Origin of the sequence: Pseudomonas sp. RIT-PI-q (assembly GCF_001297125.1) — a bacterium.
Classification (GTDB): domain Bacteria; phylum Pseudomonadota; class Gammaproteobacteria; order Pseudomonadales; family Pseudomonadaceae; genus Aquipseudomonas.
Genome location: NZ_LHPC01000046.1, coordinates 1 through 12,205, shown reverse-complemented (window position 1 = coordinate 12,205; position 12,205 = coordinate 1). Strand labels below are relative to the sequence as shown.

The window sequence follows — 12,205 nt, the reverse complement described above, 5'->3', positions numbered from 1 at the left end:
ACTATACCCGGCCTATCCTGATTGTTGACCTCGGATATCTTTTTTACCGCTGGAGAAGTTTTTTATGTCCCTGCTGCCCTGGCGCGACATCGACACCGTTTTGCTGGACATGGACGGCACGCTGCTGGACCTGCACTACGACAACCATTTCTGGATGGAGCACCTGCCCCAGCGTTACGCCGAGTTGCACGGGGTGAGTCGGGCGATGGCCGAGATGGAGTTGCAGCCGCTGTTCGAACGCAATGCTGGCCAGTTACAGTGGTATTGCCTGGACTTCTGGAGCGCCGAGCTGAAATTGCCGGTACGTGAATTGAAGCTGGAAACCGCGCACCTGATCGCCCTGCGCCCGGATGCGGATACCTTTCTGGCGGCGATCAAACAGGCCGGCAAGCGCGTGGTGCTGATCACCAATGCCCATCGTGATTCGCTGTCGTTGAAGCTGGAGAGAATCGAACTGGCGCCGTACTTCGAGCGTTTGATCAGTTCTCACGATTACGGGTTCGCCAAGGAAAACCCGCAGTTCTGGGATGCCTTGCAGGCGGATATCGGGTTTGACCCGGCGCGCAGCCTGTTTATCGACGATACGCTGCCGATTCTGCGCAGTGCGCGGGATTTCGGCGTGGCGCATTTGTTGGCGGTGAGCGAGCCGGACAGCCGCAAAGGGCCGAAGGATACGGCGGAGTTTGCGGCGGTTGGGGGTTATCGGGGGTTGATTGCAGGGCTCTAGACCGAGTTGTCTGCATCGCGGGCAAGCCCGCTCCCACAGGTTTTTGTGTCGTACACAAATCACGCGAACGACTCAAAACCTGTAGGAGCGAGGCTTGCCCGCGAAGGCCATCACACGGTCTTGAACCTTACTCAGGAATCCGCAACGACTGCCCCGGATAGATCTTGTTCACATCCTTGAGCATCGGCTTGTTGGCCTCGAAGATCTTTTGATACTTGTTGGCATCACCATACACGCGCAGGGAAATCGCGCTAAGGGTATCGCCCTTCACGACCGTCACAAATACCGCAGCCTTCGCAACCGGCCCGGTCACCGTAATCTGGTCATCCACGCTACCGACACCGGCAATGTTGCCCACGGCCAGCAGGATTTTTTCCTTCTCTTCCTGGCTCGCCACTTCACCGGTCACAGTGACCTTGTCGCCATCCACCGTGGCCTGCACATTCGGGTTACCCAGGCCGACCTTGCTGATATGTTCCTTCAACTGCTCGCTGGCATTGGCGTTGCCCGGCGTCAGCAGATCGATAAGCTTTTCGCCTGCTTCTTTCACAAAGCTAAAAATACTCATGGTGCACTCTCCTTGGGTTTTGGGTTCCAGACGCAAAAGCCTAGACCACGCCCGCCACTCAAGGTTACGAGCCGACCAATGACGCCGGCGCCCCCCAGGCGCTAGAATCCGCACCTTCACGCGCCCCGGAGCGAAGATGGACATCAAGCAGCTGAAATTCCTCATCGCCCTCGACGAAACCCGACATTTCGGCCAGGCCGCGGCGCGCTGTCACATCACCCAACCGACCCTGTCCATGCGCTTGCGCAGCCTCGAAGAAGAACTCGAACTGCCCTTGGTCAATCGCGGCCAACGCTTTGAAGGATTCACCGCGCCGGGTGAACGGGTGTTGGCCTGGGCCCGTACCGTGCTGGCGGCCTACGATGGTTTATACGCCGAGGCGGCAGCCTGTCGCGGCAATCTGGTCGGCACGTTGCGCCTGGGTGTGGTGCCGCTGTCGAGTTTCGATCCGCTGCCGCTGATGCAACGCTTGCACGCCGAGCACCCGAATCTGCGTTTCGAACTCTCGGCCCTCAGTTCCGAGCAGATCCTCGAACAACTGGCAAACAATCGTCTGGACCTCGGCGTGTCGTACCTCGAGCGTCTGGACGGCGAGCGCTTCGACTCCTTGACCTTCAGCGAAACCCGCATGGGCCTGCTCTACGATCAGCGCTTTTTCAGTTTCGGCGACGCGCCGCTCAGTTGGGAGTCGTTGATCGAACTGCCGCTGGGCATGCTCACCAGCGGCATGCATTTCCGCCAGTCCATCGACCACAATTTCCACAGCCGCGGTCTCACCCCACAGCCGTTGTTGCAGACCGATGCCGTCCATCAATTGTTACAAGCGGTGCACGGCGGACTCTGCTGCGCGGTGATGCCGCTCAACGGCGGCCTCGAAAACCTCACCGATCATCTACGTCTGCAACCCATCGAAAACGCCCAGACCCTCGCGCGGCTGGGGCTGATCATGCGTCGCAGCGCTCCACGTTCGGCGCTCGCGGAAGCCTGTTTCGCGATTCTTCAACAATCGCTGCCGGAGTCTTGATCGACGGCATCTATCGGTAGATCAGTAATAGCGATTAGACGCGACAAGTTGACGCGCCTAGGCTTAAAGCTAATCAAACCGTCGGTGATGCCATGAACGCCAAGCGCCCTGTCTGCGCGGCGCCTGCCCTCGAAACGCCAGCGCCCGCCGCCAGCCAAACGTACAGCTACAGCAACCTCCAACACGGCGAATCGGACAGCACCGCGCTGGCCGAGGAAGTGGCGTTGGCGATCGCCTATAACGGCATCAGCCAGGCGGTGATGCTGGTGACACCGACGGACCTGGAAGACTTCATCGTCGGTTTCAGCCTCGGCAGCGGCATCATCGAAGACGCCGCCGACATCTATGACCTGCAACTCAGCGGCTCGGGTTCGGCGCAGTACGCGCAAGTGACCATCGCCAACCGCGCCTTTTGGAACCTCAAGCAGCAGCGTCGGCAAATGGCTGGCACCAGCGGTTGCGGGCTCTGTGGTGTGGAAGCGGTGGAACAGGCATTGCCCGACCTCAAGGTGTTGCCCGGCGCACCCTTGCCACCCGCCGAATGGCTCGATGGCCTGCGTCAGCGCATCGGTGCGTTCCAGCCACTTGGCCAGTATTCCGGCGCGGTGCACGCGGCGGTGTTTATGAACGCTCAGGGCGAACTGCTGCTGGGGCGCGAAGACATCGGCCGGCACAACGCCCTCGACAAACTGATCGGCGGGTTGATCCGGCAAAAGATCCCGATGGCCGGTGGGCTGGCGATTGTCACCAGCCGTTGCAGCCTCGAACTGATCCAGAAAGTGCTGCGCGCAGGCATCCAGACCCTCGTCAGCCTGTCGTCGCCCACGGGCCTTGCCGTGCAATGGGCCCGTCGTCACAACCTCAATCTCATCCATCTGCCTCAGAAGAATGCGCCGCGGGTCTACAGCCCAGCGTTGGAGAATCAAGCGTGAGTCAACACCGTCAAGCCGACCAGACACCCGTCCCTCGATATAAGCCTTACAAAGGCCCGGCCGGTGGCTGGGGCGCACTGATCAGCGTCGCCCAGGCCTGGTTGACCAGCGACAACGCGTTGAAAAACCTGCGCATGATGCTCAAGACCAACAAGAACGGCGGCTTCGACTGCCCCGGTTGCGCCTGGGGCGATTCCAATGAAGCCGGCATGGTGGCGTTCTGCGAGAACGGCGCCAAAGCGGTGAACTGGGAAGCAACGAAGCGGCGTGTAGACGGCAAGTTTTTTGCCAAACACAGCGTCACCCAGTTGCTGGAGCAGAGCGACTATTGGCTTGAATATCAAGGTCGCCTGACCGAGCCATTGAAGTACAACGCCGAAACCGATCGCTATCAACCGATCAGCTGGGAGGATGCGTTTGCCCTGATCGCCAAGCATCTGCGCGGCTTGTCGAGTCCCGATCAGGCCGAGTTCTACACCTCGGGACGTGCCAGCAACGAAGCGGCGTACCTCTATCAATTGTTCGTGCGCGCCTATGGCACCAATAATTTCCCCGATTGCTCGAACATGTGCCACGAGGCCAGCGGCGTGGCGTTGGCGCAGAGTGTTGGCGTCGGCAAAGGCACCGTGACCTTCGACGACTTCGAACATGCGGATGCGATTTTCGTCTGGGGCCAGAACCCCGGCACCAACCACCCACGGATGCTCGAACCGCTGCGCGAAGCGGTGAAACGCGGTGCGCAGGTGGTGTGCATCAACCCGCTGAAAGAGCGCGGTCTGGAACGCTTCCAGCACCCGCAACACCCGATCGAAATGCTCACCAACGGCGACAAGCCGACCAACACCGCGTACTTCCGTCCGGCCTTGGGCGGCGACATGGCGATCATGCGCGGCATGGCCAAGTTCCTGCTGCAATGGGAGCGCGATGCGCAAAAGGCGGGTGAGCCTGCCGTGTTCGACCACGACTTCCTCAATGAACACAGCGTCAACGTGCTGGAATACCTGGGCATCGTCGACGACACCTCGTGGGAGCAGATCGTCGAGCAATCCGGCCTGCCCCTGGTCGAGATCGAGCAAGCGGCGCGGATGTATGCCAAAGGCAAGAACGTGATCATGTGCTGGGCGATGGGCATCACCCAGCATCGCCATTCGGTGGCGACCATCCAGGAAATCGCCAACCTGATGCTGCTGCGCGGCAACATCGGCCGGCCGGGCGCAGGCCTGTGCCCGGTGCGCGGCCACAGTAACGTGCAGGGCGACCGCACAATGGGCATCAACGAGCGTCCACCGGTGGCGTTCCTCGATGCCCTGGAGCGGCGCTTCCAGTTCAAGGTGCCGCGTGAAAACGGCCATAACGTGGTCGAGGCCATCCATGCCATGGCCGAAGGCCGGGCAAAAGTGTTCATCGCCCTGGGCGGCAACTTCGCCCAGGCAACGCCGGACAGTCCGCGTACCTTCCAGGCCTTGAGCAATTGCGACCTGACCGTACAGATCAGCACCAAGCTCAACCGCAGCCACCTGGCACACGGTAAAGACGCGCTGATCCTGCCGTGCCTGGGCCGGACCGATATCGACCGGCAAACCGAAGGCCCTCAAGCCGTGACCGTCGAAGACTCGTTCAGCATGGTCCACGCCTCCAACGGCCAGTTGGAGCCGCTGTCGAACCAGATGCGCTCGGAGCCAGCGATTATTGCCGGCATCGCGGCCGCCACGCTGGGCAGCCACCCGGTGGATTGGAACTGGCTGGTAGCCGACTACAGGCGTATCCGCGACCTGATTGCCGACACCATTCCCAACTTCAAGGACTTCAACGAGAAGATCAAGAATCCGGGTGGCTTTTACCTAGGCAACAGTGCCGGCGCGCGCAAGTGGAACACCCCGTCAGGCCGGGCCAATTTCCGCCCGAACCAATTACCCAAGCACCTGGTGCACGAACGCACTCGCGCCACGGGCGTATTGCCGGACCTGATCATGCAATCGATGCGTTCCCACGATCAGTACAACACCACGATCTATGGCCTCAATGACCGCTATCGCGGCGTGAAAGGTCAGCGTGATGTGTTGTTTGTGAACGAGGCGGACATCATTCGCCTGGGCTTCAAGCCGGGGCAGAAGGCCGACATCGTGTCGATCTGGGATGATGGTGTAGAGCGTCGCGTGAAGGGCTTCACGCTGCTGGCGTTTGATATTCCTGCGGGGCAAGCGGCGGCTTACTACCCCGAGGTGAATCCGCTGGTGCCGCTGGAGAGCACTGGGGATGGCAGCCATACGCCGACGTCGAAGTTTGTGGCGAGCCGGTTGGAAATGGCGAGTGCGACCGGGTTGATTAGGGCCAAGTCGGCTTAACGCGGCAGCGGGGCTGGCCTCTTCGCGGGCAAGCCTCGCTCCTACAGGGTGAACGACTCCTGTAGGAGCGAGGCTTGCCCGCGAAGGCGTCCGACCGGTCAACGCCTGTTTGCGAACCCTTCGAACACTTTCCAATCGCCCACAAAAAAGGCCGTTTTCTAACAAAAACGGCCTATCCGAAGTAGCTAAAGACCGGCGAAAAACACTTAAGTTCCGCCCAAAAAACAGCAACTTATAGAAATGTGCTCAAGTCGTGTTACTCGTCGGATTTCGATTGTCAGCCCCCCGACACAGCCTCAGGATCGCGCCGTCATCCCCTTGAGGTTCCTCTATGAAGTTCTCCTCGATTCTCTTGTTGTCCCTTGGCCTGGTCAGTGGCTTCGCTTCTGCCGGCGGCACCACCGAAGCAGGTGTGGGCGGCGCATTGGGCGGGGTTCTTGGCTCGGTCGTCGGTCAGTCACTAGGCGGCAATACAGGTTCCACCATTGGCGCGGCCCTGGGCGGCGCGGGTGGTAGTGCCGTTGGCGCAGACAAACGCAGCCGTGGCGAAGCCGCCATTGGCGGTGCGTTGGGCGCAGCGGGCGGTAACGTGGTCGGCCGCAGCATGGGCGGCACCACCGGCAGCCTGATCGGCTCCGCAGCAGGCGGCGGCGCCGGTGGCGCGCTGGGTAACTACATGGGCAACAAGAGCGATGACGACGATGACGATCGTCGCGGCGGTGGTGATCGCCGTTACCGTGGCGACCACCACGATCGTGGTCACCACTACGGCCATCGCAAGCATCACAAGTACTACCGCCATCGTCGCTGAGACCGGAACGGTTTCGCGGACAGGTAGATCAAAAAATCGCAGCCCAAGGGCTGCGATTTTTTTTGCCCGTCAAACCACCAAGCGCTCCAATGCCCCGCGCAACCCGGCAGGAATGGCCACCGGCTGATTCGATAAACGATCCACAAACACATGGACGAAACGCCCCGCAGCGCAGGCTTCGTCATCCCCTTGCTTGAACACAGCCAGTTCATATTGAACGGAGCTGTTACCCAACTTGCCGACCCGCAGACCAGTCTCAATGCGATCCGGGAAAGCGATCGACGCAAAGTAATCGCAGGCCGAACTCACCACAAAACCCACCACTTCACCGTCATGAATATCCAGCCCGCCAACTTCGATCAGGTAGGTGTTCACCGCCGTGTCGAAAAAGCTGTAGTAGGTGACATTGTTGACGTGCCCATAGGCATCGTTGTCGTGCCAGCGGGTGGTGATGGGCTGGAAGTGCGGGTAGTCGGTGCGTTGGGGCATCGGGTTGGACATCAGTGTCGATTCCTGAAGTTGGATTGCCAGTCTAAGGCTTAAACCGCGTCATCGTTCATCGCGGGCAAGCCCGCTCCCACAGAGATTGCAGTGAAACATTTAGCGTGTGAACACCATTAAACCTTGTGGGAGCGGGCTTGCCCGCGAAGGCGCCCTCACAGGCGCTACAGAAATCACTTGTCAGTAAACCCCTTACCCACCGCCGCCAACTCCCCAATCAACCGCGCCGGTTTCCACTGATCACCCTGCCGCGTCTCCAGCGCCAGTAACCGCTGATGAATATCCGCCAACCCCTGCTGATCCGCCCAGGCCATCGGCCCACCCTTGTCCGCCGGGAAGCCGTAACCATTCAGGTACACCAGATCGATGTCATGGGCCGATTCGGCAATCCCTTCCTGAAGGATCTTCGCCCCTTCATTGACCAGCGCCAGCAAACAGCGCTCCAGAATCTCCTCAGGCCCGATCTCGCGACGCTGGAAGCCCAACCCCTCGCTGACCTGCAGCACCAGCGCATCGACCTCCACATCGTGCTCAGCCTGACGACTGCCCGGCTCGTAGTGGTAATAGCCGTTGCCACTCTTCTGGCCAAAACGCCCCAGCTCGCACAAACGGTTGTCCACCTGCACTTCCGGCGCATCCTGGCCTTTGCCGGCCAGCTCCCGGGCACGCCATTCCAGATCGATGCCGACCACGTCGTACATACGGAACGGCCCCATGGCGAAGCCAAAACCTTGCAGCGCCGCGTCGATCTGCTGTGGATAAGCGCCTTCGAGCAGCATCTTGCGCGCTTCGAGCACATACGGATGCAGCATGCGGTTGCCGATGAAACCGTGGCAGTTGCCCGACACCACGCTGACCTTGCCCATGCGCTTGCCCAGCTCCAGCGCCGCATCAAGCACCGTCGGGGCGGTTTGTGCTCCACGGACGATCTCAAGCAGTTTCATGATGTGCGCCGGGCTGAAGAAGTGCAGGCCCAGCACCAGTTGCGGACGGCGCGTGGCTGCGGCGACGGCGTCGATATCCAGCGCTGAGGTGTTGCTGGCCAGAATCGCTTCCGGCTTGAGCAGCCCGTCCAGCTCGCGGAAGATTTTCTGCTTGAGCTCGAGGTTTTCGTAAACCGCTTCAATCACTAGATCGACATCGCGGATCGCCGCGTAGTTGGCAGCCGCCGTTACCCGAGAAACACGCGCATCCGCCTCGGCCTGATCGATCCGCCCCTGCTTTACGTTGTGGGCGTAAGTCTCGGCCACAGTGGCCAATGCCTGCTCAAGCATCTGCGGATTGTTATCGACCCACTGCACCGGCACCCCGGCATTGGCCAGGCACATGACAATGCCACGGCCCATGGTGCCCGCGCCGATCACGGCGGCGCGCTGAATGTTGAACGGTGTCTGGCTCATGTTTTGTTCTCTTGTTGGCGATCCAAAGACAGCCCTCACCATAGTCAGCCACCGGGCTTTTTTGAAATTTATTCCTGTGATGAGCGACATTCAGCGGATGGATGCGCCTCCGCCCATGCCCGGACTTCGCCATACGGATACTGCTCCAACGCCGCAAACCCCGGAATCGACCGCGCCTTGAGTTTGGTAAACAACGGCACACTGATCCCGCACAAAAACCGCGTCACGCGCTCAGTCGAAGGAACGCTGCCGGTGTGCTGTTCGTGCCTGTGGATAAAATCGCCACACAGCGCCTCAAAGTTTTTATCCACAAGCGCCGGCAATTCCGGTGGCTCTGGCAATCGCGCCACATCCCCGTGACACACCGAGCAATGCCCACACTGCTGCGGCGCGTTTTCGTCGCCGAAGTACGCGGCCAGGCGATAACCCAGGCATTGCTCGGTGGCGAACAAATCCAGCATGGCGTGTATCCGTGCGATCTCGGTGTGTTCGTGGCGGGTGAAGTAGGCGTGAAGCTCTTCGCTCAGGGCTTGGGCATCAAAGTCGGTTTGCAACAGGCTGTAGACTTCGGTCATCAGCTTGCTTTCAAGTTCGACCCAACCCTTCTCCTGGAAGTAATCCAGCGCTTTGACCACCCGATCACGCTCGGCTTGATGCTGCTCGTACAGCGCGTCGAAGTTCACCGTGGCCCAGGTCCGCGCGCGGCTGGACGTCTGGATGATTGCCGCGACGAAGTCCTTTCGCTCGCCTTCGAAGCGAGCCAGCAAGGCTTCCGGTTCCTGCAAGTATTTGAAGCGGTACTCGGCGTAATAGGCATAACGCGGCGCGATGATCCCGCGCAGCTCCAGTTGCACCAGCAAGGTTTTGAGCGGTAACAGGCGGATGTTGCTCTGGTCTGCCAGCGGTCCCAATAGAAATTCCCACTGCCCATCGGGCGCAGCGGCTTGCAACTCGTCGAGCACACAACGGATGCCGTCCTGTTCCGGCGTGTCGCCGTAGACGAAGTTTTCCAGCACGTTGAGGCTGTCGCGGTTGGCCAATACTAGGCAGTCGGACGGCTGCCCGTCACGCCCGGCGCGACCGATTTCCTGGCTGTAGTTTTCGATGGATTTTGGCAGGTCGAAATGCACCACGTTGCGGATGTCGCTCTTGTCGATGCCCATGCCAAAGGCGATGGTGGCGACGATGCAATTGGACTGCCCGCCCATGAAGCGTTTCTGGATCGCTTCCCGTTGTTCGTGGGGCAAACCGGCGTGGTAGGCCTCTGCCTGAATGCCATTTCGGCCCAGGTGTTCGGCAATGTGCTCTGCGGTTTTTTGCAGGGTGACGTAGACAATGCTTGGCTGATCGGGACGTTGGCTCATCCATTCGACAAGGCGTCGGCGCTTGTCCTGACCGCGTACCGGTTCCACTAGCAGATTGAGGTTCGGTCGATAGAAACCGGTGGTCACCACGTCCTCAGGGGCGATGGCGAACTTGGCTTCCATGTCGGCGATCACCTTCGGCGTCGCGGTAGCGGTCAGCAGCAGCGCCTGCGGGATGTTGAACTGGCGCTGATAGTCGGGAAGCTTGAGGTAGTCGGGGCGAAAGTTGTGGCCCCACTCCGAGATGCAGTGCGCCTCATCCACCACCAGCAGCGAGATCGGCACCTGCTGCAAGAAATTACGGAAGCGCTCGTTCTTCAGGCGCTCCACGGAAATCATCAGAATCTTCAGCTCGCCGGACTTTGCACGCGCCATCACGTCGCTGGCGTCATCGCGGCTTTGCGCCGAATCGATGCTGCCCGCCGAGATGCCGTGGCGCTGCAAGAACAGCAACTGATCCTGCATCAACGCCAACAACGGCGAGACCACCAGCGTCAGGTGCGGCAGCAACAGGGCCGACAATTGATAGCAAAGGGACTTGCCCGAGCCGGTGGGGAAAATCGCCGCCGCCGAGCGCCCGGCCAGCACCGCGCTGACCGCCGCCTCCTGGCCGGGCCGAAACTGTGAAAAACCGAAAACCTGTTCCAGGGTGTTGTGCATAAGCTGTCACTCCGTTGACCGCTGCGAAGCCCAAAGCCTAGCTGGCGATCGCAGCGAGTCGAGAAAAGGTCGGGGGCAAAAAAGATACGGGATGATACAGCGGATGGCTCCGCGGGTTTGTAGGGCTTGAGAAATGGGGCTGTCTGTAAGGCCGCCTTCGCGGGCAAGCCCGCTCCCACAGGTTTCCGGTATGGAGCGCAAGTCTGTGAACCACCCGCGACCACTGTGGGAGCGGGCTTGCCCGCGAAGAGGCCAGCAACATCACCGCAAACTTAGAAATGCCCTACACAGTCTGACGCACCCCCGAGCGAGATTCGCCGCGCAACACCTGACAACCCCGTAAGCCTTTTTACCAACAGCCATTCCCCAGTAAAAAACCTCCCCCAGCACGTAGGCCAATTCCCAAAATGCCCGTAATCCCCCTACAAAACCTGTCCATCACAGCCGTCTTGTCGCACAACAACACACCCTTCTATAGTTTCCGGCGCGGCTGAAACAGTGTGTCGGCCTGCCGGCGAGACTGCCGATCCCCCAAAGGACTGACCTCGATGAACAACCCCGATCCATCAAATGCCCGCTATCGCCCACTCAAATCCCGCTACAGCGAAACCCCGGTGCTGCTCATCGACACCGAAGCCGACCCCTTCGAAATCCTCGACGCCGCCCGCCAACGCATCCGCGCCGCCAGCGACCTGCTCGAAACGCTGTATTGCCTGTGCTTCAAACAGTCCGACGTAAGCGACATCCCCAACATCGTCAGCGCGCTGTACCTGCTGACCCAGGACGGCAACGAACTCCTCGAAATCGCCCGTCAACGCCTACCAAAACCCACCACGATCTAAAGCCTCACCACAATCCCTGTAGGAGCGAGGCTTGCCCGCGAAGAACGATAACGCGATCCACATGAAGAAAACCAAAATGCCCGACGATCAAAAACAACTCGAAAAAGCCGCCTACGACGCATGGTTCAGAGCACAAGTACAAGCCAGCATCGACGACCCTCGCCCAAGCATTCCAGATGAAGAAGCCAAACGCCTGATGGCAATCAAACGCGAAAAACTGCGGAAGCGATAAGTCCGTCAGCAACGCCCTATCAAAGCTTCGGCACGGTCCTACAAGAGAAGACTCTTTGTCGACTATCGCCAACCAGTGACGCTACCTATAGTCGGACTGTCGCTGCCAATTCAGCGACTCAGGTTTGGTCACCTGAATTAGATCTCCGCACGCACCCGTTGTATGCTGCCGGCGCTTTTTGCGTCAGCACGCTTTATGGCGGCTGTGTTTGGGACGTCCTCGGGCGTACCGGGTAAGCGTGTGATCTCACCGGTTGACCAACCTGAACACAGTCGCCTCCCATCGCTTGGTCACGATGGCGGCGACTCCTTCTGACGCATTCGAGATCACACATCATGAAGTTCACCATTGATCGCTACCGCCCTCTCCAAACCAACCTCACCGATTCCCCGCCCCTGATCATCGACACAGAAGCTCACCCCCAAGACATCCTCGAAGCCGCCCTCCAGCGCATCCGAGCCTCCAGCGAGCTGCTCCGAACCCTGCACTGCCAAAGCTTCCTCGACGGTGACATCGAAGACATCCCCCACATCACCCACGCGCTCTACCTGCTGACCCAAGACGGCTGCGACCTGCTCAAAGTCGCCCAGCAACGCCTGATGGGCTGGAAAGCCCCAGCCTAAAGCTACGCACTGCGCGGCAAGCCGAACCCTTGTGGGAGCTGGCTTGCCTGGGTAGAAACCGGAGACATCCTTTACGTTTTAAACCGGAGACATCGTTTACAGGTATGAAATACGGTCAGGAGGTGCCTGACCATGCCCTGGAATCGAGAGTCCCCAATGGATCAACGAATCAAACT

General features: G+C 59.9%; 12 protein-coding genes. 8 read left to right on the top strand and 4 right to left on the bottom strand.

Going from position 1 to position 12,205, the window contains the following annotated elements:
• The first annotated feature begins 64 nt into the window (after positions 1 to 64).
• Positions 65 to 727: a GMP/IMP nucleotidase gene (gene yrfG, locus AEQ67_RS24430; RefSeq protein ID WP_059406364.1), complete on the top strand. Its 663-nt coding sequence runs from the start codon at positions 65 to 67 to the stop codon at positions 725 to 727.
• Positions 728 to 854: 127 nt separating this feature from the next.
• Here yrfG and lysM read toward each other — a convergent pair whose 3' ends face one another.
• On the bottom strand, positions 855 to 1,295 hold the full coding sequence (gene lysM / locus AEQ67_RS24425; protein WP_059406363.1) for a peptidoglycan-binding protein LysM: 441 nt from the start codon (positions 1,293 to 1,295) through the stop codon (positions 855 to 857).
• 136 nt (positions 1,296 to 1,431) lie between these two features.
• On the opposite strand from lysM, the gene AEQ67_RS24420 reads away from it, so the two are divergent.
• The 4 genes from AEQ67_RS24420 (at position 1,432) to AEQ67_RS24405 (ending at position 6,407) form a co-directional block, all read left to right on the top strand.
• Entirely contained in the window at positions 1,432 to 2,319 is an 888-nt protein-coding gene (locus tag AEQ67_RS24420) for a LysR family transcriptional regulator (protein ID WP_059406362.1), read from the top strand.
• A 92-nt stretch (positions 2,320 to 2,411) separates the two neighbouring features.
• Positions 2,412 to 3,251, top strand: a complete 840-nt coding sequence (gene fdhD / locus AEQ67_RS24415; protein WP_059406361.1) for a formate dehydrogenase accessory sulfurtransferase FdhD — start codon at positions 2,412 to 2,414, stop codon at positions 3,249 to 3,251.
• Complete coding sequence (locus tag AEQ67_RS24410) at positions 3,248 to 5,596, top strand: FdhF/YdeP family oxidoreductase (protein WP_059406360.1); 2,349 nt, start codon at positions 3,248 to 3,250, stop codon at positions 5,594 to 5,596. The genes fdhD and AEQ67_RS24410 overlap by 4 nt, the downstream gene beginning before the upstream one ends.
• 331 nt (positions 5,597 to 5,927) lie before the next feature.
• Complete coding sequence (locus AEQ67_RS24405; RefSeq protein WP_059406359.1) at positions 5,928 to 6,407, top strand: glycine zipper domain-containing protein; 480 nt, start codon at positions 5,928 to 5,930, stop codon at positions 6,405 to 6,407.
• A gap of 69 nt (positions 6,408 to 6,476) precedes the next feature.
• On the opposite strand, the gene AEQ67_RS24400 is transcribed toward AEQ67_RS24405, so the two are convergent.
• The 3 genes from AEQ67_RS24400 to AEQ67_RS24390 all read right to left on the bottom strand — a co-directional run bounded on the left by AEQ67_RS24400 (position 6,477) and on the right by AEQ67_RS24390 (position 10,332).
• Complete coding sequence (locus tag AEQ67_RS24400) at positions 6,477 to 6,908, bottom strand: acyl-CoA thioesterase (RefSeq protein WP_152974904.1); 432 nt, start codon at positions 6,906 to 6,908, stop codon at positions 6,477 to 6,479.
• Between the two features lie 173 nt (positions 6,909 to 7,081).
• The gene (locus AEQ67_RS24395; RefSeq protein WP_059406358.1) at positions 7,082 to 8,308 is read right to left on the bottom strand and encodes a 3-hydroxyacyl-CoA dehydrogenase; all 1,227 of its coding nucleotides are present in this window, start codon (positions 8,306 to 8,308) and stop codon (positions 7,082 to 7,084) included.
• 68 nt (positions 8,309 to 8,376) lie between these two features.
• Positions 8,377 to 10,332, bottom strand: coding sequence for a RecQ family ATP-dependent DNA helicase (locus tag AEQ67_RS24390; protein ID WP_059406357.1), 1,956 nt, complete (start codon positions 10,330 to 10,332; stop codon positions 8,377 to 8,379).
• 548 nt (positions 10,333 to 10,880) lie between these two features.
• Here AEQ67_RS24390 and AEQ67_RS24385 point away from each other — a divergent pair.
• The 3 genes from AEQ67_RS24385 to AEQ67_RS24375 all read left to right on the top strand — a co-directional run bounded on the left by AEQ67_RS24385 (position 10,881) and on the right by AEQ67_RS24375 (position 12,029).
• Positions 10,881 to 11,174: a hypothetical protein gene (locus AEQ67_RS24385; protein ID WP_059406356.1), complete on the top strand. Its 294-nt coding sequence runs from the start codon at positions 10,881 to 10,883 to the stop codon at positions 11,172 to 11,174.
• Between the two features lie 31 nt (positions 11,175 to 11,205).
• A complete protein-coding gene (locus tag AEQ67_RS36020) occupies positions 11,206 to 11,406 on the top strand; it encodes an antitoxin PaaA2 family protein (RefSeq protein WP_059406355.1) in 201 nt (66 codons plus the stop codon).
• Positions 11,407 to 11,741: 335 nt separating this feature from the next.
• The gene (locus AEQ67_RS24375) at positions 11,742 to 12,029 is read left to right on the top strand and encodes a hypothetical protein (protein ID WP_059406354.1); all 288 of its coding nucleotides are present in this window, start codon (positions 11,742 to 11,744) and stop codon (positions 12,027 to 12,029) included.
• Positions 12,030 to 12,205 lie beyond the last annotated feature (176 nt).

What these genes read in the sequence shown, in the direction of transcription:
- fdhD (WP_059406361.1), top strand. Translation starts at nt 2,412, where the DNA reads ATGAACGCCAAGCGCCCTGTCTGCGCGGCGCCTGCCCTCGAAACGCCA.
- AEQ67_RS24395 (WP_059406358.1), bottom strand. Translation starts at nt 8,308, where the DNA reads ATGAGCCAGACACCGTTCAACATTCAGCGCGCCGCCGTGATCGGCGCG.
- AEQ67_RS24405 (WP_059406359.1), top strand. Translation starts at nt 5,928, where the DNA reads ATGAAGTTCTCCTCGATTCTCTTGTTGTCCCTTGGCCTGGTCAGTGGC.
- yrfG (WP_059406364.1), top strand. Translation starts at nt 65, where the DNA reads ATGTCCCTGCTGCCCTGGCGCGACATCGACACCGTTTTGCTGGACATG.
- AEQ67_RS24420 (WP_059406362.1), top strand. Translation starts at nt 1,432, where the DNA reads ATGGACATCAAGCAGCTGAAATTCCTCATCGCCCTCGACGAAACCCGA.
- AEQ67_RS24375 (WP_059406354.1), top strand. Translation starts at nt 11,742, where the DNA reads ATGAAGTTCACCATTGATCGCTACCGCCCTCTCCAAACCAACCTCACC.
- AEQ67_RS24390 (WP_059406357.1), bottom strand. Translation starts at nt 10,332, where the DNA reads ATGCACAACACCCTGGAACAGGTTTTCGGTTTTTCACAGTTTCGGCCC.
- lysM (WP_059406363.1), bottom strand. Translation starts at nt 1,295, where the DNA reads ATGAGTATTTTTAGCTTTGTGAAAGAAGCAGGCGAAAAGCTTATCGAT.
- AEQ67_RS24385 (WP_059406356.1), top strand. Translation starts at nt 10,881, where the DNA reads ATGAACAACCCCGATCCATCAAATGCCCGCTATCGCCCACTCAAATCC.
- AEQ67_RS24400 (WP_152974904.1), bottom strand. Translation starts at nt 6,908, where the DNA reads ATGTCCAACCCGATGCCCCAACGCACCGACTACCCGCACTTCCAGCCC.